The sequence below is a fragment of the Rhodocaloribacter litoris genome (assembly GCF_011682235.2).
Classification (GTDB): domain Bacteria; phylum Bacteroidota; class Rhodothermia; order Rhodothermales; family ISCAR-4553; genus Rhodocaloribacter; species Rhodocaloribacter litoris.
This window is the reverse complement of record NZ_CP076718.1, coordinates 3,705,967-3,729,214: the sequence shown is the minus strand read 5'-3', so window position 1 is coordinate 3,729,214 and position 23,248 is coordinate 3,705,967. Positions and strand designations below refer to the sequence as shown.

The 23,248-nt window shown below is 67.0% G+C and carries 22 protein-coding genes; 6 read left to right on the top strand and 16 right to left on the bottom strand.

Translation table 11 applies throughout. The features are described 5' to 3' along the window. Window positions 1-28: 28 nt before the first annotated feature. From GQ464_RS15455 to amaB, 11 genes are all read right to left on the bottom strand, one after another. Window positions 29-967 (bottom strand): bifunctional riboflavin kinase/FAD synthetase, encoded by a 939-nt coding sequence (locus tag GQ464_RS15455; RefSeq protein ID WP_166977160.1) that lies wholly within the window; start codon window positions 965-967, stop codon window positions 29-31. Continuing rightward, complete coding sequence (gene truB, locus GQ464_RS15450) at window positions 964-1,752, bottom strand: tRNA pseudouridine(55) synthase TruB (RefSeq protein WP_166977162.1); 789 nt, start codon at window positions 1,750-1,752, stop codon at window positions 964-966. The genes GQ464_RS15455 and truB overlap by 4 nt, the downstream gene beginning before the upstream one ends. Further along, window positions 1,749-2,132 (bottom strand): 30S ribosome-binding factor RbfA, encoded by a 384-nt coding sequence (gene rbfA, locus GQ464_RS15445; RefSeq protein WP_166977164.1) that lies wholly within the window; start codon window positions 2,130-2,132, stop codon window positions 1,749-1,751. Before rbfA ends, truB begins: the two co-directional genes overlap by 4 nt. Window positions 2,133-2,180: 48 nt before the next feature. Then, entirely contained in the window at window positions 2,181-4,946 is a 2,766-nt protein-coding gene (gene infB, locus GQ464_RS18775) for a translation initiation factor IF-2 (protein WP_166977166.1), read from the bottom strand. Between the two features lie 50 nt (window positions 4,947-4,996). Then, on the bottom strand, window positions 4,997-6,268 hold the full coding sequence (gene nusA, locus GQ464_RS15435; protein ID WP_166977168.1) for a transcription termination factor NusA: 1,272 nt from the start codon (window positions 6,266-6,268) through the stop codon (window positions 4,997-4,999). Between the two features lie 81 nt (window positions 6,269-6,349). Beyond that, window positions 6,350-6,826, bottom strand: coding sequence for a ribosome maturation factor RimP (locus GQ464_RS15430; protein ID WP_166977170.1), 477 nt, complete (start codon window positions 6,824-6,826; stop codon window positions 6,350-6,352). A gap of 236 nt (window positions 6,827-7,062) precedes the next feature. After that, window positions 7,063-8,649, bottom strand: a complete 1,587-nt coding sequence (nadB, locus tag GQ464_RS15425) for an L-aspartate oxidase (RefSeq protein WP_166977172.1) — start codon at window positions 8,647-8,649, stop codon at window positions 7,063-7,065. 36 nt (window positions 8,650-8,685) lie between these two features. Further along, window positions 8,686-9,805, bottom strand: a protein-coding gene (gene prfB / locus GQ464_RS15420; RefSeq protein WP_228350346.1) for a peptide chain release factor 2 whose coding sequence is annotated in 2 segments (ribosomal slippage) — window positions 8,686-9,738 and window positions 9,740-9,805 — 1,119 coding nt in all. Because the reading frame shifts where the segments join, the coding sequence is not laid out codon by codon here. A gap of 50 nt (window positions 9,806-9,855) precedes the next feature. Then, window positions 9,856-10,194, bottom strand: coding sequence for a hypothetical protein (locus tag GQ464_RS15415; protein WP_166977174.1), 339 nt, complete (start codon window positions 10,192-10,194; stop codon window positions 9,856-9,858). Window positions 10,195-10,197: 3 nt separating this feature from the next. Beyond that, window positions 10,198-11,412 carry an aminotransferase class I/II-fold pyridoxal phosphate-dependent enzyme gene (locus GQ464_RS15410; RefSeq protein WP_166977176.1) on the bottom strand — a complete coding sequence of 405 codons (1,215 nt, stop codon included), beginning with the start codon at window positions 11,410-11,412 and terminating at the stop codon, window positions 10,198-10,200. Window positions 11,413-11,501: 89 nt separating this feature from the next. Continuing rightward, window positions 11,502-13,031 carry an L-piperidine-6-carboxylate dehydrogenase gene (gene amaB, locus GQ464_RS15405; RefSeq protein ID WP_423816187.1) on the bottom strand — a complete coding sequence of 510 codons (1,530 nt, stop codon included), beginning with the start codon at window positions 13,029-13,031 and terminating at the stop codon, window positions 11,502-11,504. 372 nt (window positions 13,032-13,403) lie between these two features. On the opposite strand from amaB, the gene GQ464_RS15400 reads away from it, so the two are divergent. The 4 genes from GQ464_RS15400 (at window position 13,404) to GQ464_RS15385 (ending at window position 17,690) form a co-directional block, all read left to right on the top strand. Beyond that, window positions 13,404-14,348: an ATP-binding cassette domain-containing protein gene (locus tag GQ464_RS15400; RefSeq protein ID WP_166977180.1), complete on the top strand. Its 945-nt coding sequence runs from the start codon at window positions 13,404-13,406 to the stop codon at window positions 14,346-14,348. 47 nt (window positions 14,349-14,395) lie between these two features. Continuing rightward, a complete protein-coding gene (locus tag GQ464_RS15395; protein WP_166977182.1) occupies window positions 14,396-15,103 on the top strand; it encodes an ABC transporter permease in 708 nt (235 codons plus the stop codon). A 3-nt stretch (window positions 15,104-15,106) separates the two neighbouring features. Beyond that, the gene (locus tag GQ464_RS15390) at window positions 15,107-16,690 is read left to right on the top strand and encodes a GldG family protein (RefSeq protein ID WP_166977184.1); all 1,584 of its coding nucleotides are present in this window, start codon (window positions 15,107-15,109) and stop codon (window positions 16,688-16,690) included. Between the two features lie 91 nt (window positions 16,691-16,781). After that, window positions 16,782-17,690 carry a DUF4340 domain-containing protein gene (locus tag GQ464_RS15385; RefSeq protein WP_166977186.1) on the top strand — a complete coding sequence of 303 codons (909 nt, stop codon included), beginning with the start codon at window positions 16,782-16,784 and terminating at the stop codon, window positions 17,688-17,690. A 183-nt stretch (window positions 17,691-17,873) separates the two neighbouring features. Here GQ464_RS15385 and GQ464_RS15380 read toward each other — a convergent pair whose 3' ends face one another. Next, on the bottom strand, window positions 17,874-18,503 hold the full coding sequence (locus GQ464_RS15380) for a helix-turn-helix domain-containing protein (protein ID WP_166977188.1): 630 nt from the start codon (window positions 18,501-18,503) through the stop codon (window positions 17,874-17,876). Between the two features lie 62 nt (window positions 18,504-18,565). Beyond that, the gene (locus GQ464_RS15375; RefSeq protein ID WP_166977190.1) at window positions 18,566-18,862 is read right to left on the bottom strand and encodes a SemiSWEET family sugar transporter; all 297 of its coding nucleotides are present in this window, start codon (window positions 18,860-18,862) and stop codon (window positions 18,566-18,568) included. Window positions 18,863-19,196: 334 nt separating this feature from the next. On the opposite strand from GQ464_RS15375, the gene GQ464_RS15370 reads away from it, so the two are divergent. Continuing rightward, window positions 19,197-20,207 (top strand): hypothetical protein, encoded by a 1,011-nt coding sequence (locus GQ464_RS15370; RefSeq protein WP_166977192.1) that lies wholly within the window; start codon window positions 19,197-19,199, stop codon window positions 20,205-20,207. Between the two features lie 75 nt (window positions 20,208-20,282). Beyond that, complete coding sequence (locus GQ464_RS15365) at window positions 20,283-20,750, top strand: CYTH domain-containing protein (protein WP_166977194.1); 468 nt, start codon at window positions 20,283-20,285, stop codon at window positions 20,748-20,750. A gap of 13 nt (window positions 20,751-20,763) precedes the next feature. Here the strand turns inward: GQ464_RS15365 and phoU are convergent, their stop codons facing one another. Genes phoU through pstA form a run of 3 tightly spaced genes read right to left on the bottom strand, consistent with a single transcriptional unit; the run spans window position 20,764 to window position 23,248 of the window. Next, window positions 20,764-21,459, bottom strand: a complete 696-nt coding sequence (gene phoU, locus GQ464_RS15360) for a phosphate signaling complex protein PhoU (RefSeq protein WP_166977196.1) — start codon at window positions 21,457-21,459, stop codon at window positions 20,764-20,766. A gap of 38 nt (window positions 21,460-21,497) precedes the next feature. After that, a complete protein-coding gene (pstB, locus tag GQ464_RS15355; protein ID WP_166977198.1) occupies window positions 21,498-22,337 on the bottom strand; it encodes a phosphate ABC transporter ATP-binding protein PstB in 840 nt (279 codons plus the stop codon). Between the two features lie 23 nt (window positions 22,338-22,360). Continuing rightward, window positions 22,361-23,248: a phosphate ABC transporter permease PstA gene (gene pstA, locus GQ464_RS15350; protein WP_166977200.1), complete on the bottom strand. Its 888-nt coding sequence runs from the start codon at window positions 23,246-23,248 to the stop codon at window positions 22,361-22,363.

Sequence of the window (23,248 nt, the reverse complement as noted above, 5' to 3'; positions counted from 1 at the left end):
GCCATTCCAACCCGGTGGGCCAGACGAGTCAAGGTACGGCTTTCAGCGCAGCCATACAACGCTTACGATCCTCGTAAAGTTGCTCGACGAGGGCCTCCACGGAGGCAAACTTGCGTTCATCCCGCAATCTTTCGACGAATTCTATGCGAAGGGAGCGGCCGTAGAGGTCGCCCCTGAAGTCGAGCAGGTGCACCTCCAGGTGGAGGCCTTCGTTTTCGAAGGTGGGCCGGCGCCCGATGTTCATCATGCCGCCGTAGACATGGGCCGCCTCGCCCGGGGCAACGCTGACGGCGTAGACCCCGGGCCGGGGAATCACCTTGCGCGGGTGGCTCACCGCGAGGTTGGCCGTCGGGAAGCCGATGGTGCGTCCCCGTCCGGCCCCTTCGACGACCGTGCCGGAGAGCGCATACGGCCGTCCGAGCAGCCGGGCCGCCTCGCGCACGTCGCCCGCCTCGACGAGGAGCTGGCGAATCTCGGTCGAGGAGACCACATGCTCGGCCACGACCTGCGGGGGGATCACGTCGACGGTGAAGCCGTGCTGCCGGCCCAGCCGTTCGAGCAGTGCCGCGTCGCCGCCGCGCCCGCGCCCGAAACCGTGGTCGTAGCCGATGACGATCTCCTTGAGCCCGATCCGGGCCACCAGCACCTGCTCGACGAAGTCCTCGGCGCTGAGACGGGCGAAGTCTTTCGTGAACGGAATGACGATGAAGCGGTCGACGCCGAGGCGCTCGAACAGGTCGGCCCGCTCGTCGATGGTGGTCAGCAGCGGCACCGGCTCGTTCCGGACGACCTCGCGCGGGTGCGGGTCGAACGAGACGACCACGCTGCGCCCGCCGTTCTCGGCCGCCCGGCGCAACAGGTAGCGCAGGATGGCCTGGTGCCCCAGATGCACCCCGTCGAAGGTGCCGACGGTCACCAGCGAGCCTGCATCGTAGACGACCTGATCCAGCCCGTATTCGCGTTTCATGCCGAGCCTTTGCCTGCTTCCTGCCTGCGGGTTTTCAGCGCCGCCTCCAGATCTTGCAGCCGCCACGCCGCTTCGACGCCGTACGGCCCGATGGCGGTGCGGCGCAGGGCGACCAGATGCGCCCCGCACCCCAGCACCTGCCCGAAGTCGTGCGCCAGGGTGCGGATGTAGGTGCCCTTCGAACAATGCACCCGGAACGACACGTCCGGCCCGTCCCGGCCCGTGAGTTCGAACGCGGCGATGCGGACCCGCCGCGGTGGCCGCTCGACCACCTCGCCCCGGCGGGCTTTCCTGTAGAGTCGCTCCCCTCCCACCTTGACCGCCGAGTACATGGGCGGCTGCTGTTCCACCTCACCGACGAAGCGCCGGCGGACTTCCTCGAGCATCGCCTCGGTGACATGTTCCCAGGGCCGGCGTTCGGCGACCTCCGTCTCGGCGTCGTACGACGGGGTCACCTCGCCCAGGCGGAGCGTCCCCTCGTACGTCTTCGGCAGCTCCATGAACGACGCCATCCGCTTCGTCGCCCGGCCGACGAGGCAGATCAGCAGGCCGGTCGCCATCGGATCGAGCGTGCCGGCGTGCCCGATCTTACGCACCCCCAGCAACCGTCGCAAGGCCCGGATGACGTCGAACGAAGACCACCCCGGCGGCTTGTCGACGGGCAGCACGGCCTGTTCGAACGTGGCCGGCAACCGGGGAAAGGCATGGACCAGGGGCGTCTCGCCGGCCGCTTCCGGGCCGGGCGAGGCGGACGTGCCGGACGGACGGCGGGCCGGTCCCTTCATCCCTCCTCCGATTCGGGCGAACGACGTTCCCGTTCCGCGCGGATCCGCTCGAAGAGGTCTTCGATGCGCCGGGCCTTCTCGAGCGTGTCGTCCAGGAAGAAGCGAAGCTCCGGGATCTGCCGGACCTGATGACGGATACGGGTGGCCAGGGCCGCACGGATCTGCGGTGTCAGCTCCTGCAGGTGCCGGAAGGCCGCCTGGCGCTGGGCCTCGGTCTCCCCCAGGATACTCACGTAGACATAGGCGATGGAAAGGTCCTTCGTCACCCGCGCGCCGGTGACGGTCATCATCAGCTGGAGTTGCCCGGCGAACTCGGTGTTGAGCAGGTCCGCAACCTCGCGCTGAATGAGCCGGGCCACCCGTTCCGTTCGAATGCTCATGATCTGCTACCGCTTCATCCCTTCGGGGCCTCGCTGCGGGCCGTCGTCTCACACCTCCAGCTTCCGTTTCGTCTCGACGATCTCGAAGGCTTCGATCTGATCCCCCACCTTGATGTCGTTGTAGTTCTCGATGGCAATGCCGCACTCGTACCCGCTGGCGACCTCGCGCACGTCGTCCTTGAAGCGTTTGAGCGAGCTGAGCGCGCCTTCGTAGATGACCACGCCGTCCCGGATGAGGCGGATGCGGTCGTTGCGACGGATCTTGCCTTCGGTAACGTAGCCCCCGGCGACGGTGCCGACCTTGGGCACCTTGAACGTCTCGCGCACCTCGACGACCCCGGTGATCCGTTCCGACTTCTCGGGGGAGAGCATGCCTTCGAGGGCGTCGCGCACCTCCTCGATGGCATCGTAGATGATCGAATAGGTACGGATGTCGATCTCCTCGCGCTCGGCCAGGGCCCGGGCGTTTGCCATGGGACGCACCTGGAAGCCGATGATGACGGCGTCCGAGGCCGAAGCCAGCATGACGTCGCTCTCGGTGATGGCGCCGACCCCCTTGTGGATGATGTTCACCTTCACCTCTTCGGTCGAGAGCTTCAGCAGCGCGTCGGAGAGGGCTTCGACCGAGCCGCCCACGTCGGCCTTGACGATGACGTTGAGCTCCTGGAAGTCGCCCAGGGCGAGGCGGCGGCCGATCTCGTCCAGGGTGATATGCTTGCGCTGGCGCAGCGACTGCTCCCGGTAGATCTGCTGCCGCTTCGAGGCGATGGCCTTCGCCTCCCGCTCGTCATCGAGCACGACGAACTGGTCGCCCACTTCCGGGGCGCCGTCGAGGCCGAGCACGAGCACGGGGCGGGACGGCCCCACCTCCTCGACGCGGCGATCCCGCTCGTCGAACATGGCGCGGACGCGGCCACTGTGGATGCCGACGACGAAGACGTCGCCGACGTGGAGCGTGCCGTTCTGCACCAGCACCGTCGCCACGTTGCCCCGTCCCTTTTCGAGGCGCGCCTCGATGACGGTGCCGTAGGCGTTGCGGTTCGGGTTGGCCTTGAGGTCGAGCAACTCGGCCTCCAGCAGCACCTTTTCCATCAGGTCGTCGATGCCCTCGCCGGTCTTGGCCGAGACGAGGGCGCACTGCACCTTGCCGCCGTACTGCTCCACCAGGACGCCCTGCTCGGAGAGCTGCTGCATCACCCGCTGGGGGTTGGCATTCGGCTTGTCGATCTTGTTGACGGCGACCACGATCGGCACGCCGGCGGCACGGGCGTGGTTGATGGCCTCGATGGTCTGCGGCATCACGGCGTCGTCGGCGGCCACGACGAGGATCACCACGTCGGTGACCTGGGCACCACGGGCACGCATGGCCGTGAAGGCCTCGTGCCCGGGCGTGTCGAGGAAGGTGATGTGCCGCCCCCCGTCGAGCTCGACGTGGTAGGCGCCGATGTGCTGCGTGATGCCGCCGGCCTCCCCGGCCACGACGTTGGCGTTGCGGATGTAGTCGAGCAGCGACGTCTTGCCGTGGTCGACGTGGCCCATCACGGTCACCACCGGCGCGCGCGGCTGCAGCTGTTCCGGGTCGTCCTCTTCGAGGATGATGTCGGCCGCGCTGAGCTCGGTGATGAACTCGACCTCATAGCCGTATTCCTCGGCCACGATGGTGATCGTGTCGGCGTCGAGGCGCTGGTTGATCGAGACGATCATACCCAGGTTGAAGAGGGTGCTGATGACCTCGTTGACCGGCACGTTCATCAGGTTGGCCAGCTCCCCGGTCGAGATGAACTCGGTCACGCGCAACACCTTCTCCCGGGCTTCCTGCACCTCCTGCTCCCGGGCCCGCTCGGCGGCCCGCTCCTCGCGCCGCTGCCGGCGACGCCGCTGCCGGACGCGGCTGGCGCCCTGCTCGAGCTCGCGCAACGTCTCCTGCAGCGTCTGCTCGACATCCTCCTCGTCCACGACCGGACCGCGCCGCTTGCGCTTGCGCTTCCGGGACGTCCCCTTGCCGTCCTCGTCCGTACGGACCAGCCGTTCGGAGGGCTCCTCTTTGTGCTTCCGCTTCCGCTTGCGCCGCCGGCGCCGGGGCTCGGCATCCTCGACCTCGCTCAGGTCGATCTTGCCCAGCACCTTGGTCCCGGCGAGCTTGTAGCGGTCGGCCGAGAGCACACCCTCTTCTTCTTCCTCTTCTTCCTCCTCGCCGGCCTCGCCGGCCACCTCGACCGTCTCGGGCTCGGCTTCCGGCGTCTCCTCCTCGGGAGGCGCCTCGGGCTGCGTCTCCGGGGTTTCGGCAACGGGTGCCCCGGCCGTTTCCGGCACCTCCTCGGCGACCTCCTCCGGCGCCTGCTCGTCCGTGACGGCGACTGCTTCGGGAGGTGCCTCGGCTTCCGGCGTCACCGGCTCGGGCTCGGGCGCGGGTGCCTCCTCGGCCGGCGGCGCAGCCTCCGGCTCGGGCGGCGCGACCTCCTCCGGGACCGGCTTCTCCCCGGCGACGGGCCCGGGCGGTGGCGCTTCCTCGGCCGGAGCCGCCGTCTTCGCCCCCGCTGCGCCGGCCTGCTCCCGCCGTTCACTCTCCAGCTCGGCCATGCGGCGGGCCCGCTTCTCCTTCACCCGCGCGGCCACCTCCTTGTCCTCGGCAAACTCCTCCAGCAACTCATAGTAGGCCTCCTCGTCCGTGATGGACGCATTGAGGCCCGTGCCGGTGAGCGCATCCGCAAAACCGGCCGCCTTCAAATGCTCCACGAGCGTGTCCACGGCAACGTTCAGTTCCCGTGAGACCTTAAAGAGCCGTACCTTTTTAAATTTCGTCTGCGTCGCCATTCAATAATCGTCGCGTTAAACAAACCCCGGGCCGTACCGCACCCCGGGCCTCATCCCTCGAACTCCTCCTCTTCCTCATCGGCGAATTCGGCCTTGATGACGGCCAGCACGTGTTGCGCTACGTCTGCTTCTAACCCGGCACGGCGCATCAGTTCCTCGACGGAAAGCTCGAGTACCTGCTTGGCCGTATCACAGCCGATGTCGCGCAGTTTCTGCAGCGTCACCGGATCGATCTCGTCGGCAAACTCGCCGATCTCGACGTCTTCTTCGTCTTCCAGGATCTCCCGGTAGACGTCGATCTCATACCCGGTCATGGCCGAGGCCAGGCGGATGTTGACCCCACCGCGCCCGATGGCCTGGCTGACCTCGTCGGCCCGCACCACCACCTTGGCCCGCGGGGGATCGAGCTCGTCGTTGAGTGTCACCTGCAGCGGCTTGGCCGGCGAGAGGGCCCGCTTGATCAGCTCGTGCGGGTCGTCGGACCATTCGAGCACGTCGATGTTTTCGTTGGAGAGTTCGCGCACGACGGCATGGATGCGCGCCCCCTTCATGCCGACGCAGGCGCCGACGGGGTCGATGCGCTCGTCGTGGCTGATGACGGCCACCTTGGCCCGGTCCCCGGGTTCACGCACGATCTTCTTGATCTCAACGATCCCCTCGTCGATCTCGGGCACCTCCAGCTCGAAGAGCCGCTCCATGAACATCGGGTCGGCGCGGCTGATGATCACCTGCACGTTGTTGCTTTTCTCGTCGCGCCGCACCTCTTTGACGACGGCCCGGAGCATGTCCCCTTTCCGGTAGCGATCTTTGTAGATCTGCTCTTCGCGGGGCAAGACCAGCTCCACCTTGTTGTGGATCACCAGCACCTCCCGGCGGCGCGTCTGGTAGACCTCGCCGACGACGATCTCGCCGATGAGCTCCGAGTACCACCGGTAGATGTTCTCCTTCTCGATGTCCCGGATGCGCTGGCTGAAGGTCTGCCGGGCCGTCAGAACGGCGCGGCGGCCAAAGTCTTTGATGTCCTGTTCTTCGGCCACTTCGTCCCCCACCTCGAAATCCGGGTCGATCTGGCGGGCCTGGGACAGCTCGATCTGGGTCACCGGGTCTTCCAGGTCCCAGTCCGGCACCACCTCGCGGATGTGCAGGATCTGGATGTCCCCGTGATCCGGGTTCAGGATGATCTCGAAGGACTCGTCGGAGCCGTACCGCTTGCGGATCATGGCACGGAAGACGTCCTCCACGATCAGCTGCAACATGTCGCGCTCGATGCCCTTCTCACGCGCGATCTCCGCGAAGGAAGAAACAAGATCCGAACTTTGCATAGCACGCTGTCTGTATGATCGCCGGACCGTCGTGGCGGCGAAGGGGTTCTCCGAAAACGTGGCCAGCTTATAATGTACGCTTTACCACGGTAATTGTACCTTGGCTTCTTCGATGTCGCCGAAAGAAATTCGGAGCGTCCGCCGGCCCGTGTCGATCTCGATGCCGTCGTCGTCGGCGCTTTTGAGCTTGCCCTGGAGGCTGTGCACCGCGTCGCCGGCGCGATACCGGACACGCAGGAGGCGTCCGACGTTCTTTCGGTACTGCCGGGGGAGACTGAGCGGCCGGTCGAGGCCGGGCGAGGAGACGTTCAGGTGGTAGCGGCCGTCGAAGAGCTCCTCGACGTCGAGCAGGAAGCCGATCTCCCGGCTGAGCCGGGCGAGCTCGTCGACCCCGAGCGGTCCGTCGCTGTCGAGGAACACCTCGACGACGCGGGCGCCTTTCCGCCCCCGGACCCTCACCTCGACGATGAAGTGGGGCGTGCCGGCGATCACCTCCTCGACGATCGCACGCAGGCGCGCTTCCTGCGCGGCGGTCGTTTCCTGTGCCGTCTCGCTCATGTCCCGCCGAACGTTCGTCGGTCTATGTTGCAAAAAACGCCCGATCCGCTGGGAACGGGCGCTACGAAGTTTTACGCCTAACGAAAAAAGGGCGGCTGCAAACCGGCCCCTCTTCCTCGCAGCATCCAATATACACCCAACGGAGGCTGCTTTGCAAACCTGCTTGCTCAGGGTCAGGGTAACGCCGCCTACCCCTCAATGTTTCCACGATTTACACGATCCCGGCCCTCTTTCTTTCAGACGAGTGTGGGCCGGCATTCCGCCTCGACGGGTTCGGGATAGTCGAGCATGTAGTGCAGGCCGCGGCTCTCGCGGCGCATGCGGGCACTGCGGATGATCAGGTAGGCGACGGCGATCATGTTGCGCAGTTCACAGAGGCCGGTGGAAACCCGCGAGCGGCGGTAGAAATCTTCCGTTTCTTCATAGAGCAGGCGGGTGCGTCGCTCGGCCCGTTCGAGGCGGAGCGTCGAGCGCACGATGCCCACGTAGTCCCACATGACGCGGCGCAGCTCGTCGCGGTTGTGTGAGACGAGCACCCACTCCTGGGGCCGGACGGTTCCGCTGTCGTCCCACGGCGGGATGTCCTCGCGCCAGCCGGTGCCCCGGGCGTATTCCACGGCCGGCTCGAGGGCGCGGTGGCTGAAGACGAGGGCTTCGAGCAGCGAGTTGCTGGCCAGCCGGTTGGCGCCGTGCAGGCCCGTGCAGGCCACCTCGCCGCAGGCAAAGAGGCCCGCGATGGAGGTGCGCCCGTACGCGTCGGTCAGGACGCCCCCGCACTGGTAGTGCGCGGCCGGCACGACGGGGATCGGCTCCCGGGTGATGTCGATGCCGTACCGGAGGCAGGTTTCGTAGATGTTGGGAAAGTGCGCGCGGATGTGCCCGGCGGGACGGTGCGAGATGTCGAGCAGCACGTAGTCTTCGCCCCGCTGCTTGAGCTGGTCGTCGATGGCCCGGGCCACGATGTCGCGGGGGGCCAGCTCGGCCCGGGGGTCGTACCGGGGCATGAACCGCTCGCCGGCCTGGTTGTAGAGCAGCGCCCCCTCGCCCCGCACGGCCTCGGAGATCAGAAACGAGTCCGCCTCGGGATGGTAGAGCGAGGTCGGGTGGAACTGAACGAACTCCATGTTGGCGATGCGGGCCTTGGCCCGGTAGGCCATGGCCACCCCGTCGCCGGTGGCGATGGCGGGGTTGGTGGTGTGGAGGTAGACCTGCCCCGAGCCGCCGGTAGCCAGCAGCGTGCTCTTCGCCAGGAACGTCTTGACGACGTCGTTCCGCTCGTCGAGTACGTAGGCCCCGAAGCAGTGGATGTCCGGCCGGAGGCGGCTCACGTGCTGGCCGAGGTGGTGCTCGGTGATCAGTTCGAGCGCGAAATGGTATTCGAAGACCCGGATGTTCGGATGGGCCCGCACGTTGGCCAGCAGGGCCCGTTCGACCTCCCGGCCGGTGGCGTCGGCGGCATGCACGATGCGATGGGCCGAATGGCCGCCCTCGCGCCCGAGGTGCAGCCGCCCGTTTTCCCGGGAAAAACGGGCGCCGAAGGCCATCAGCTCGCGGATGCGGGCCGGCCCCTCCCGCACCACGAAGGCCACCACCTCCGGATCGCACAGCCCGGCGCCGGCCTCCAGCGTATCGGCGATGTGCTGCTCGAAGGAGTCCGACCCGTCCATCACGGCGGCGATCCCGCCCTGGGCATAGTTCGTGTTGGACTCGACGGACGCCTTCTTGGTGACGACGGCCACGGTGCCGTGCTCGGCCGCCCGGAGGGCAAACGACAGCCCGGCCACCCCGCTGCCGAGCACCAGAAAGTCGAAACGTTCGGTCATCGGTATCGGCCAGGGAAATACCGGAGACGCAGGCGATCAGGCCGCCCCGGCCTCCTGCAGGAGGTACGCCTTGATGAAGGGGTCGAGGTCGCCGTCCATGACGGCGTGCACGTCGGTGACCTTCAGCTCGGTCCGGTGGTCGTTGACCATGGTGTAGGGCTGGAAAACGTAGGAGCGGATCTGGCTGCCCCACTCGATCTTCTTCTTTTTGCCCTCCATCTCGCTTTTGGCCGCCTCCTGGATTTCGCGTTCGAGCTGGTAGACACGGCTCTTGAGCATCTGCATGGCCCGTTCCCGGTTCTGGAGCTGGCTGCGCTCCTCGGTGCATTCGGCCACGACGCGCGCCTCCTCGCCGTTGGAGAGCTTGCCGGTCCAGATCAGCCGCACGCCGGTCTCGACCTTGTTGACGTTCTGCCCCCCCTTGCCGCCGGACCGGAACGTCTGCAACTCGATCTCGTCCGGCCGCAGGTTGATCTCGATGGAGTCGTCGACTTCGGGGTAGACGAAGACGCTGGCGAAGGAGGTATGCCGCCGCCCGCTGGAATCGAACGGGGAGATGCGCACGAGCCGGTGAACACCGGATTCCGCCTTGAGATAGCCGAAGGCCATCGGCCCTTCGAAGCGGAGCGTGGCGCTCTTGATGCCGGCCACCTCACCGGGCTGGTGTTCGAGCAGGGTTACCCGGTAGCCGTGCTGCTCGCCCCAGCGGGTGTACATGCGCAGCAGCATCTCGGCCCAGTCCTGGCTCTCGGTTCCGCCCGCCCCCGGGTTGATCGTCAGGATGGCGTTGCGATGGTCGTCCGGGCCGCTGAGCATGCTCCGCAGCTCGATCTCCTCCACGTCCCGGGCCAGGGCTTCGGCCTCGGCGGCAATCTCCTCGTCGAGATCCGCCTCCTCTTCCTCGGCCAGCACCATGAGCGTTTCGATGTCCTCGGCCCGCCGCCGCACCTGCTCCCAGGCATCGAGCCATGCCTGCTCGGCCGCCAGCTCCATCTCGACCTTCTTCGCCTGCTCCGGATCGTTCCAGAAAGCCGGATCGAGACGCCGCTCGTTCAGTTCGGCCACGCGGGCCTTGCGCCGGTCGACGTCAAAGATACCCTCCGAGCGCGTGCGCGCGCTCTAACAGGCTTTTGAGTTCGTCTTTATGATAGGACATGTTCGTGCTGCGGGTTCAAGGCGTTAAAAAAATCCGCTTGCCGGGGCGCCTCAGGTGCGCCGGAAGACGGCGGCGGCCTGGGTGCCGGCTGCGCCCCCGAGGGCACCGAGCGCGCTTCCGATCAGAAGCGTCAACCCAACGACGACGAACCCCGGCAGGTTTCCCAGGATCGCCCCCACCACCCGCGTCATCTCGGCGATGGCCGCGGCGGCAACGGCATAGTTGTAGGCGACGAGCACGAGCCACCCGAGCCCGACGCCGGCGGCGCCGGCCCACCAGCCGCCCCGCCCTTTCCACCACCCGGCCACCACCCCCGCCAGGAGCGTCCACGCCCAGCCGAGGGTCAGGTGCAACACGAGCGAGAGCAACAGGACAACGACGATGATCATGGTCTACCCGCCGTTGTGGCGTGCCTGGTACTTCCGGGCAAAGCGGGTGATGCGCACGACGGCCTCCTCGATCTTCTCGAGCGCCGTCGCATAGGAGCAGCGAACGTAGCCCGCGCCGCTCGGCCCGAAGGCATCGCCCGGCACCACGGCCACACGCTCCTCCTGCAGCAGCTTCTGGGCGAACTCCTCGGACGTGAGGCCCGTCGAGCGGATGTCCGGGAAGCAGTAGAAGGCCCCCTCCGGCTCGAAGGTGGGCAGCCCGGCGGCCCGCAGCCCGTCGACGATGAGGCGGCGGCGGCGGTCGTAGGCCTGGCGCATGCGCTCCACGTCCTCCTGGCAATGCCGGAGGCCGGCCAGGGCCCCGTACTGTGCCATCGTCGGTGCGCTCATGATGATGTACTGGTGCAGCTTGTACATCGCCCGGTAAACCGGCTCCGGCGCGCAGACGTACCCGATGCGCCAGCCCGTCATGGCATAGCCTTTCGAGAAGCCGCCCAGCAGCACCGTCCGGTCGCGCAGGGCCGGGATCGAGGGCAGGCACGTGTGTCCCTGCTCGTACGCCGCCCCGTAGACGAGCCGGTCGTAGATCTCGTCCGAGAGCACGAGCAGGTCGTGCTCGACGACCACCTCGGCGATCTCTTCCAGCACCGCCCGGCGGAGCACCGCCCCCGTCGGGTTGTTCGGATAGGAGAGAAAGAGCACCTTCGTCCGCGGGGTGATGCGGGCGGCCAGGTCGGCGGCCGTCACCTGGAAGTCGTGTTCGGCGAAGGTGGGCACGTAGACCACCTTCCCCCCGGCGAAGACGGCCGTCGGGCCGTAGGAGACGAAGCACGGCTCCGGGATCAGGATCTCATCGCCGGGGTCGAGCAGCGCCAGCATGGCCAGTTGCAGCGCCTCGCTCACCCCGACGGTCACCAGGATTTCGGTGGCCGGGTCATACGAAACCCCGTAGCGCGCTTCGAGGTCGGCGGCGATGGCCTCGCGCAGTTCCAGCAGCCCGGCATTGGAGGTGTAGCCCGTCTTGCCCTCGCGCAGCGACGCGATCCCCGCATCGACGATCGGGGCGGGCGAGACGAAGTCCGGCTCGCCGATGCCGAGCGAGATGACGCCTTCCATCGTGGCGGCGATGTCGAAAAAGCGCCGGATGCCGCTCGGCGGCACACGCCGCACCCGCTCCGCAAGACGGTTTTCGAGGTCGAGTGAAGTTGAGATCGACATGGACTCGCTGGTCTGGGTCGCGTGGTGCAATCACGCAATGCGAAGTGTGAAAGCTCAAGATACGACAGGGGCCGCAAGGGTGCACGGCGTCAGACGTCGAACCGGATCCCCTGGGCCAGCGGAAGCGCCCGGCCGTAGTTGACCGTGACCGTGGCCCGGCGCATGTAGTTCTTCCATGCGTCCGACCCGCTTTCCCGGCCGCCACCGGTCTCCTTCTCGCCGCCGAACGCCCCGCCGATCTCGGCCCCGCTCGTGCCGATGTTGACGTTGACGATGCCGCAGTCGCTGCCTTCGGGACCGCAGAAACGTTCGGCCTCGCGGACGTCGTTCGTGAAGACGGCGCTCGAGAGCCCCTGCGGCACCGCGTTGTGCATCTCGATGGCCTCGTCGAAGTTTTCGTACGTCATCACGTAGAGGATGGGCGCGAACGTCTCGGTGCAGACGATCGGCGCGGCGGCTTCGATCTCGACGAGGGCCGGACGCACGTAGGCCCCGCCGGGGACGCCTTCGGTGACGCGCTCGCCGCCCCAGACGCGGCCGCCCTGCGCCCGTGCCTGCTCCAGGGCCTTCGCCATCTGCTCCGCCGCCGCCTCGTCGATCAGGGGTCCGATGAGGACGCCCTCCTCGCGCGGGTCGCCGACCCTGATCGTGGCATAGACCCGCTTCAGGCGCTCGAGGAGCCGGTCCTTGATCGAGGTATGGACGATCAGCCGCCGGAGCGACGTGCAGCGTTGCCCCGTGGTGCCGACGGCGGCGAAGGTGATGGCACGGACGGCCAGTTCCAGGTCGGCGCTCGGGGTGACGATCATGCCGTTGTTGCCGCCGAGCTCCAGGAGCGTGCGGCCCAGACGGGCGGCCACCACCTGCCCGACGGCCCGTCCCATCGGGATCGACCCCGTGGCCGAGATGAGCGGGAGCCGCTTCGAGGCGGCCAGGGCCTGCCCCACCGCACGCCCGCCGTTGACCAGCGCGATGAGCCCGTCCGGCGCCGGCTCGTAGGCGTCGATGACCTCCTGCAACAGCCGGTGACATGCCAGCGCACACAGCGGCGCCTTCTCCGAGGGTTTCCACACCACCGGGTCGCCGCAGACCAGCGCGATGGCGGCGTTCCAGGACCAGACGGCCACCGGAAAGTTGAAGGCGCTGATGACCCCGATCGGGCCGAGCGGGTGCCAGTATTCGGAGAGCCGGTGCTCGGGCCGCTCGCTCTGAATCGTCAGCCCGTAGAGCTGGCGGCTCAGGCCCACGGCAAAGTCGCAGATGTCGATCATCTCCTGCACCTCGCCTTCCGCCTCGGCGGTGATCTTGCCCACCTCGAGCGTCACGAGGGCGGCCAGATCCCGCTTGTGCGCCCGGAGCTTCTCGCCGAAACGCCGGACCAGCTCGCCACGCACGGGGGCCGGCACGGCCCGCCATACCCGGAACGCCCGCACGGCCGCTTCGATGGCGGCCTCGACCTCGTCCTCGGCGGCCGTCCCGATCTCGGCAATCGGCTCGCCGTCGATGGGGCTGTACGTCGTGAGGCGGGGGCCGGAGCCCTCCTCGTAGCGGCGGCCGATGGCATAGCCGGCGGGCGTCCCGTCGATACCCAGCCGCGCCAGGATCTCCGGTGCGCTCACGTGGGCCGTCCCGGTCGTCGTCATGTCCGTCATGGGTCTGCAGGGTTGTTTGCGGATCGAAGCCGGGCCAGGCGGCCGGCTCGCTTTTTCGGAACACGAAGCGTTTCCAGAAGACCCGTGCCGGGCGCGAAAAGATCCGGGGCGGCCGTGAAGAAGCGGGTGAGATCCGGCCCTGCGACGGGCTACTCCCCGAACCGTGGGAACAAAAAAATGCTCTTTTTCGACTAATGGCGTGACTTTTCTGTACCGCCCGCGCCGTGGCGGCATACAATATGCCGTCCGGTGCCGCGTTCTTCTGCACAACGGACCCCGCGTCGACGGGCGCAGGTCCGGACCGAAGCAAGTCAACCGGAACAGGAGAGCTTACGGACGATGATTGAGGTACGCGGGCTAACGAAGCGCTACGGCGCCGAGACGGCTGTGGACGCGATCTCCTTCGAAGTACGCCCCGGCGAGATCCTCGGCTTTCTCGGTCCCAACGGAGCAGGGAAGACCACCACGATGAAGGTGATCACCTGCTACCTCCCCCCCACCGAGGGCACCGTCCTGGTTGACGGGCTCGACGTCTCGAAAGAGCCCCTGGCCGTGCGCCGGCGCATCGGCTACCTCCCGGAGCACACGCCGCTCTACGGCGAGATGACGGTCTACGACTACCTGGCCTTCGTGGCGACCCTGCGCGAGGTGCCCGAAGCGGACCGCCCCCGCCGGCTCGCCGCCATGGTCGAGGTGTGCGGCCTCGGGGACGTGCTCGGCAAGCGCATCGACACGCTCTCGAAGGGCTACCGGCAACGGGTGGGCCTGGCCCAGGCCATGATCCACGACCCGCCGATCCTCATCCTCGACGAACCCACCTCGGGCCTGGACCCCAACCAGATCGTCGAGATCCGCAGCCTGATCAAGTCGCTCGGACGCGAAAAGACGGTCATCCTCTCGACGCACATCCTGCCCGAGGTGGAGGCCTCGTGCGACCGGGTGCTCATCATCAACCGGGGCCGCCTGGTGGCCGACGGCACACCGGACGACCTGCAGGCCCATTTCAGCGGCGGGCAGCACATCCGCTTCGGCGTGCAGGCCAATGGCGGAACCGGCCCGGGCGGCATAGAAGCCGCCCTGCAGGCCTGGGGCAAGGCCCGCATCGTCGATGTGCACCCGGACGGCGACGGTGCTCTCGTCTACGAGCTGGCCTCCGAGCAACCGGACGACCTGCGCCCCGAGCTCTTCCGCCTGGCCGTCGAGCAGGGCTGGGTGCTGACCGAACTGCACCGCACCCGGGCCGACCTCGAGGCGGTCTTCCGCCAGCTCACCCACGCCGCCTGAAAGGCCCCCTCCGGTTTCCCCCCGTTCCCTGATTCCGCGAAAAGCCCATGAAACCCGCCTGGATTTTGATGAAGCGCGAGCTGAACGCCGCCTTCGACAGCCCGTCGGCCTACGTCGTGCTCATCGCATTCCTGCTGATCGTAGGCTGGTTCTTCGGCAACGGGCTGTTCCTGCAGAACGTGGCGTCGCTGCGCACCGTGTTCGACCTGGCTCCGATCATCTTCATGTTCTTCGTCCCGGCCGTCACGATGGCGACGTTCGCCGAGGAGCGACGCGCCGGCACGCTGGAACTGCTCCTGACGATGCCCGTGCGCGACTGGCAGGTGATCACGGGCAAGCTGCTGGCCGTGACGGTGCTGCTCTGGAGCGCCATCGGCCTGACGGGCCTCTACGCCCTGACCATCGCCGTCCTCGGCGACCCCGACTTCGGCGCCACCGCCGGCGGCTACCTCGGCCTGATGCTCCTGGCCGTCACCTACGGCGCCATCGGCCTGCTGGCCTCCAGCCTGACGCGCAACCAGATCGTGGCCTTCATCCTGGGCTTTGCCATCATCTTCGCCCTCTTCATGATGGACAAGGTCACCGACTTCGTCCCGGGGGCCCTGGCCGGCCTGCTCGAATACCTGAGCATCGACTACCACTACCGCAACCTGCTGCGCGGCGTGATCGACTCCCGCGACGTGCTCTACTACCTCTCGGTGACCTTCTTCGCCTGCCTGCTGACCGCCTACCACCTCGCCAGAAGACCCGAGTAGACCATGAAGCGCGACTGGACTTCCCGTACCTCGCTCCTGCTGGTCGGGGTGATCCTCGTCCTCCTGAACCTGATCGGCGTCAACCTCTTCCTTCGCCTCGACCTGACCGACGACAACGTGTATTCCCTCTCGCCGGCCTCGATCCGGCTCGTGGAAAACCTGGAGGACCCGGTCACCTTCAAGGCTTTCTTCACCCCGAACCTGCCGGCCCCCTACAGCAGCAACCTGCGCTTCCTCCGGGACAAGCTCGACGACTACCGGGCCTATGGAGGGCGCAACGTCCAGTACGAATTCGTCGACCCGGGCAGCGACGAGGCGCTCCGGGAAGAAGCCGAGCGCTACGGCATTCCGCCCGTTCAGATCCAGGTGATCGAGAACGACAACCTGCAGATCAAGAACGCCTTCATGGGCCTGGCCATCCTCTACGGCGGCGAACGCGAGATCATCCCGGTCGTGCAGGACCTCTCGACGCTCGAATACGACATCACGAGCGCCTTGAAGAAGCTGACCCGGGAGCGCACCCCCGTCGTCGGCTTCCTGACCGGCCACGGCGAGCCCACACCGGCCCAGCACATGCCCGCGCTCGACCGGGCCCTCCAGCGCAACTACGACGTCCGCACCGTCTCGGTCACGGACACGACGCTGAGCCCCCGGCCCGACGTGCTGCTGGTGGTGGCCCCGTCGGACTCGCTGCCGGAGGCCCACCTGAAGGCGATCGACGCCTACCTCATGAGCGGCGGCAAGGCCGGCTTCCTGCTCAACCGGGTGGCCGCCAACCTGCAGATGGGCCAGGCTTCGGAACTGACCACCGGCCTCGAAGGGCTGCTCGAACGCTACGGCGCCCGCATCGGTGCCAACCTGGTGATGGACCGCCAGAGCTCGAGCATCTCGGTGCAGCGCAACCTCGGCGGCTTCATCGTCCAGCAGGCCATCGAATACCCGTTCTTCCCCATCGCCACCCGGTTCAACCCGGACCACCAGATGGTCAACCGGCTGCGCGAGGTGGGGCTCTACTATGCCAGCGCCCTCGACACGGCGGCCGTGCTGCCCGAGAACGTAACCCTTGAACCCCTGATGTATTCCTCCCCCCGGAGTGGCCTGCAGCAGGACTTCTTCTTCATCCAGCCGATGGTCGCCCGTTCCATGGAGACGCTCCGGGACGGCCCTTACGTGCTGGCAGCCGCCTACAGCGGCACCTTCCCCAGCGCCTACGTGGACGGGCTGCGCAGCCCCAACACCCGCCTGGTCGTCGTGGGCGACGGCGACTTCGTGAATGCCTCGCTCATGGGCACCGAGATCCCGGGCAACGTCGCCTTCGTGCTGAACATGGTGGACTGGCTCGCCCAGGACGACGACCTGCTGGCGATCCGCACCAAGACAATCGAACCGCGCCAGCTCGAGTTCGTCAGCGAAGCCGTGCGCCCGTGGATCAAGTACGCCAACATGCTCGGACCCGCCCTGCTGGTGCTGCTCTTCGGCCTCATCCGCTGGCGCCTGCGCAAAAGCCGCACGTTCGTCCTGCCCGGCTCTCCCGCACCCTCCGCACCGGAAACGCCGCGCCGGGCCGAAGTGCACGAACCCGCCTGACCCCCGTTTCGTCGTGCGTAGTGCGTCATGCAACTACGCACGCGCCCGAACAACCTGACCCTCCACCGATCGGACTTTAAACGGTACCACCATGCGAAACAACACCCTGTTGCTCCTTGCCGGCGGGGTCGTCCTTCTGCTGATCGTCGCCTTCGCCGCCGGCGTCTTCGACGACGAGATCTCGACGGTCGAGGTACCCGAACTGGCGATCGAGCCGGAGGCCGTCTCACGGATGAACGTAACCTGGCCCGGGCAGGCCCTGTCGCTCGAACGCCGGCCCACAGGCTGGCACCTGACCGCCCCGCTCGAGGCCCGCGCCGACTCGGCCACCGCGGCCGGTTTCCTGGCCGCCCTGAAAAACCTCAAGCCGGAGGCCGTCCTCTCGACCAACCCCGCGCGCCACGCCCACTACGGCGTGGACTCCTCGGCGAAGACGGTCACCCTGTACACGGACGCCCCGTCCCCGATCCGGCTCACCCTGGGTAAATCCGGCCCCGATTTCCAGTCGGTCTACCTTCGCCTCGGCGACGACCCGCGCGTCCTGCTGGCCCGTGGCCGCCCCTTCTTCCCCACGGTGCTCGACGACTGGCGGGACAAGACCGTCCTCGACCTGAAAAGCCCGCTGGCCATCCGGCAGGTGCGCGTCGAGAAGGAAGACAAAACGTATGAGGTCTTCCGCGAGCACGGCGCCTGGCAGATCCGGGTCGACGGCACCACCGCACCGGCCGACTCGGCCGCCGTCGCCCGCTGGCTCGACCGCTTCACCCCGCTCCAGGCGGACGGCTTCCTGGCCGAGGTACCGGCCGACGACGTGCGCAACGACCCCGAGGAACAGTTGATCTTCACCCTCGAAGACGGCACCACCCGCACGCTTCGAACGCGCATCGAAGGCAAATACCTCGCCGCCGTCACCGAAGACGCCGGGGAAACCTTCCGTCTCTACGGGCACCGGCGCGTGATGCTCTATCCGTCCTCCGGGAGCCTGAAAGCCAACCCGTGAAGCTTGAAAGGGCTTCGGGCCCTCGTGACAGCCGGATTGGACGCGCCGCGCCTCCGGTCCGGCTGCCACGAGGGCAAAAAGGCGCAGGGGAAACCCCAAGTCCCGGCTTTTCAACCTTCGACCCGCTCCCCGCGGGAACGGCTGAGCGCCTCCCTCCCGGGGCGTACACCGGCCCCGAACGAACTACCGGGATTCCATTTTCTGCAGCAGCTTCTCGGCCCGTTCGATCTGAGCCTCCAGCTTCTTCAGTTGCTTCCGCAGAAACTTGATTTGCTTTTTCTTCAGGTCTTCCGCCTCCAACTTCTCGCGGATCTGCGCCCCCTGCTTCTGGACGAAGTCGACAAACGCCCGGAAACTCTCCTCGGTGCGAATCTCCTCGATCGCCCGGGCCGCCTTCTTGCCGAGGATGTCCCGCACCTCACCGGCGAGCTTCTCGGCCTTCTTGCGCAGCTTTTTCGGCAACAGGGCCGGCACGGTTTCGGCAATCGCATCCGTGACCCGGTCCACCAGCGAGGCTTCCGCCTCAGCGGCGGGCGTCTTCGGAGCACGCTTTCTCGAGGCCGGGGGGGTCGCCGGCTTCACCGGCACGGCATCGGTCTGTGGAAAAACGTCCATCCCGCGCCGCCGGAATTCACGGCGCCAGTAGTTCGCCCGGCTCGGGGACAGTCCCACGGCGGCGGCCACCTCGCGCGTCGGCCGGCCCTCGTGATAGAGCAACAAAAGCCGGGCCCGGCGCCGGAGGGCCTCATCGGACGCCTCCCGGGCCATGGTTTCCAGGGCAATGACCTGTTCCGGCTGAAGCAGCGCACTCATCGGCATACCTCCTGTTTCGTGGATCGAACGTGGCGTCGCCTCCGGAAGGGTGTCCGCCCGCTTCAGACCGCTTTCTTCCCCGGCACCCCCCGGTGGCGATAGCGGACCATCTGGACGAGGTTGATCACATTCAGCACCAGCGTGACCATGTTCGCCGCAATGATCGGGAGGTTCTCGATAAGCACCCCGTAGACCAGCCAGAGCACCACCCCGATGGTGAACAAGCCGAACATACCAAACGACAAATCCCCGGCCGACTTCGTCCGCCAGTTCTTGACCACCTGCGGCAAGAAAGCAACCGTCGTGCAGGCCGCGGCAACGAGCCCCAGCACGGTGAGGGCATCTGGCTCTACATGCATGAATCCCAATCCGTCTATCCCGGCCTCGCCCGGCAAAACCCAAACCACCCTTCCCTTCCGGCCTTAAAGGTAACGCAGAACGAGCACCATGCGAAAGCCCCGAACCACCTCTTCTTCCCTCCACTACCCTGCCCCCAGAAAAACGTCAAATCATCACCACATTTTTATACGACCGGGCTTTTCTGCAGGCAACACTTTCTTAATATGGGGCCGCTACCGCCAGCCGTAACGTCCAGCCGTTTTCATCCCCTCCATGCCCTGCCAGTCACCCGCCGCGCACCCGGTCCCCCCGCACACCCCGCCGTCCCCCGCCAAGGCACGCAGGAAGCCGCTCATGCCCGTGTGCCTGTGCCTGCTCGCCGCCTGGATGCTGTTCACGCCGGCCTTCGGCCAGGATGTTTCCATCAGCGGCCTGGCCTTCGGCGACGCCTACTGGGTGGCAGCCCATGACGGGGCAGACCTGGAGGGACAAAACGGCTTCTGGTTCCGCCGCGTCTACCTCACGTTCGACTTTGCCATCAGCGAGGTCTGGTCGGCACGCCTCCGGACGGAGATGAACTCGCCGGGCGACTTCACCTCCAACGCCCGCCTCGAACCTTTCGCCAAAGACCTGTATCTCCGCTGGAAAAGCGCCGACCACCAGGTCTACGCCGGCCTCTCCAGCACGCCCACCTGGAACGTCGTCGAAGACGTGTGGGGATACCGGTCCGTAGAAAAGACCCTGGTCGACTTGCAGCGGCTCGGCTCCTCCCGGGACATCGGCCTGGCCGCACGCGGCAACCTGGATGCGGCACGCAGGGTCCGTTACCACGTGATGTTCGCCAACGGCGGAGGCACCGGAGCGGAGACGAACAAGGGAAAGAAAGCCATGCTGTCGCTGGCGCTGTACCCGAACGACACCGCCGTCTTCGAGCTGTACGGCGACGTCGACGACCGGCCCGGCGAGACAAACCGGTACACGCTGCAGGCGTTTGCCGGCTTTCACTTCGAGACCGGCCGGGCCGGCATCCAGTACGTCTACCAGCACCGTGACGTGGAAGCCGGACCGGACGTCGACCTGAACGGGCTCTCCCTCTTCGGAGTCCTGCAACTGGCCGACCGGCTCCACGGCTACGTACGGTACGACCGCCTGTTCGATCCGAACCCGGATGCCGGCCGCATCGCCTACCTGCCCTTCCAGGCCTCGGCCCGCTCCAACCTCGTCCTGCTGGGCCTCGACGTGGTCGCCCACGAACAGGTTCACTTCCTGCCCAACGTAGAGGTGGTCTTCTACGACGCGCCGGACGACCGCCCCGCCCCCGATCCCACCGTCATGCCCCGCCTGACGTTCTTTTTCACCTTCTGAGACGCACCCTCCACGACGAACGTCGTATCTTTCGCAGGTCGCCCTTTTGTCTCCGTCATCCCGTGCCGACCTGCCGTGCTGGAGATCGAGCGCAAGTTTCTCATCGACCGCCTTCCGGAACGGCTGGAGATCTTCCCGCACGAGCCCGTCCGGCAGGGCTACGTCGCCGCCGACCCGAACGGCACGGTGGTGCGCCTGCGGCAGAAAGGAGACCGGTTCTACCTGACGGTCAAAAGCGCGGGGGAACGGGCCCGCATCGAGCGGGAGGTGTTGCTGGCGGCGGACCAGTTCGAGGCACTCTGGCCGGCGACGGAGGGACGACGCCTGGAAAAAACCCGCTACTACCTGCCCCACGGCGCGTACACCATCGAGCTGGACGTCTACCACGGGGCCCTGGAAGGGCTCTTCACGGCCGAGGTCGAGTTCGAGAGCCATGCCGCCGCCGAGGCCTACGCGCCGCCGGCGTGGTTCGGGCGTGAGGTGACCTACGACCCCCGCTACAAGAACCTGCAACTCGCCACACGCGGCCGCCCCCCCGCATGACGCCGGCCATGCCCTACCCTTGTTCGTCCGACTCGCCGGCTGCCTGGTGCAGCTCCCGGTGCCGGATATCGACCGCGTCGATCAGGAAGACGACGTCCTCGCCGATGTTCTTGACGTGGTCGGCGATGCGCTCGAACGCCTTGACGACCGAGAAGAGGTGGGCGACGGCCTCCATGTGTTCGGGATGCGCCGCGCCGTAGGCCACCAGGGCATTGAAGTTCTGGAGGTAGAGGCGGTCCACCTGCTGGTCTTCGGCGATCACCTGGCGGGCCAGCAGGCGGTCGCGGCGGTGGAGGGCATCCTGCACCTTCCGAAACATGGAGCGGGCCACGTCGGCCATCTGGTCGAAGCTGGTGACCCGGAGCACCTCGGGCGTGGCACAGAGGTGCGGGATGGCCCGCGCGATGTTCTTGCACTCATCGCCGATGCGCTCGAGGTCCTTGTTGATCTTGGAAGCCGCGATGAGCATGCGCAGGTCGACGGCCACGGGCTGCTGCAGGGCCAGGATGCGTTCGCACTGGTGATCGATGGCCAGCTCCAGCGCGTCGATCTCCCGGTCCTGCCGCACCACCGTCTCGGCCCCGGTGCGGCTACAGGCCAGCAGGGCATTGACCACCTCGGCGAGCTGGGCTTCGACCAGGTGCATCATGCGGTCGAGCTGTTCCCGGAGCGTGTCGAGTTCCTCGTCCAGATGGCGAAAAGCGGGCATGGGTCGTCGCGGTTTGAAAGGGCCGGTGCCGGCGGGACTCAGCCGAAGCGGCCGGTGATGTAATCCTCGGTGCGCTGCTGGGCGGGATGCGTGAAGAGCGCCTCGGTTTCGTTCATCTCGATGAGTTCGCCGAGGTAGAAGAACGCCGTCTCGTCGCTGATCCGCGCCGCCTGCTGCATGTTATGGGTAACGATGACGACCGTATAATGCTCCTTGAGCTTGAGGATGGTCTCCTCCAGCTTGCTGGTGGCGATGGGGTCGAGGGCGCTGGCCGGCTCGTCCATGAGCAGCACATCCGGTTCGACGGCCAGGGCCCGTGCGATGCACAGGCGTTGCTGTTGCCCCCCGGAGAGGCCGTAGGCATTGTCGCCCAGCCGGTCCTTGACCTCGTCCCAGAGCGCCGCCTGCCGCAGGCAGCGCTCCACCAGCTCATCCATGTTGCCCCGGTAGCCGTTGATGCGCGCCCCCCAGGCGATGTTCTGATAGATCGACTTGGGGAACGGGTTGGGCTTCTGGAACACCATGCCCACCCGGCGCCGCAGCACCACGGGGTCGGCCTCGTAGATGTCGGCGCCGTCGAGCAGCACCTGCCCCTCGTGGCGGGTTCCCGGGATGAGCTCGTTCATCCGGTTGAAACACCGGAGCAGGGTGCTCTTGCCGCAGCCGGAAGGGCCGATGAAGGCGGTCACCCGCCGGGCCCGGATCTGCATCGTGATGCCCTTGAGCGCCGGTTTGTCGCCGTACCAGAAGTGCAGGTCACGCACGTCGATCTTGACGTCTTCGGGCACGCGCTTCCGGCGATCGGCCCGGCTGGCGGCCGGCACCTGCCCGTCGTCCGGGGTCGCTTCGGGCGGAGATACGGTTTTCTGCTGTTCCATGACGTCTTGCTCGCCGGCGCGCATCAGAGCGCCCGTTTCTTGTCGAAGTGGTTACGCAGCAGGATCGCGCTGAGGTTCATCAGGAAGAGGAAGACCATCAGCACGATGATGGCGGCCGCGGCCAGTTCCTGGAACGCCGCCTGCGGCCGGGTGGTCCAGTTGAAGATCTGGATGGGCAGGACGGTGAACGGGTCCATGACCGACTCGGGCAGGAAGGCGATGAACGTGAGGGCCCCGATCATGATCAGCGGGGCCGTCTCGCCCAGCGCCCGGCTCAGCGCCAGGATCACCCCGGTGAGGATGCCGGGGGTGGCGATGGGCAGGAGATGGCTCCAGATGACCTGCGAGCGGGTGGCCCCCAGCGCATAGGCGCTCTCGCGGATCCCGGAAGGCACGGCCCGCAGCGCCTCCTGCGTGGCGATGACGATCACCGGCAGGATCAACAGCGCCATCGTCAGCGACCCGGCCAGCAGGCTGCGTTCCAGCGCCATGAACCGCACGAACAGCCCCAGCCCCAGGATCCCGTAGATCACCGACGGAATGCCGGCCAGGTTGGCGATGTTGACCTGGATCACCCGCAGGAACCACCCGCGCGGGGCGTACTCCTCCAGGTAGACGGCCGCCCCGACCCCCAGCGGCACGGCGAACAGGGCCGTCAGCCCCATCATCCAGAGCGACCCGACGATGGCGGACTTGATGCCGGCCTCCTCGGGATTGCGCGACGGAAACGAGGTCAGGAAGTCCGCATCCAGCCACCGGAGCCCCGTCACCGTCACGTCCACCAGCAACGTCAGCAACACCAGCAGGCCGAAGACGGTGGCCAGGAAGAACAGGCACAGCATAAATGTGCCGAAGCGTTTGCGCTGCGCCAGGCGCAGATCGAACCGGGATTCGGTGGCGGTGACAGGCAT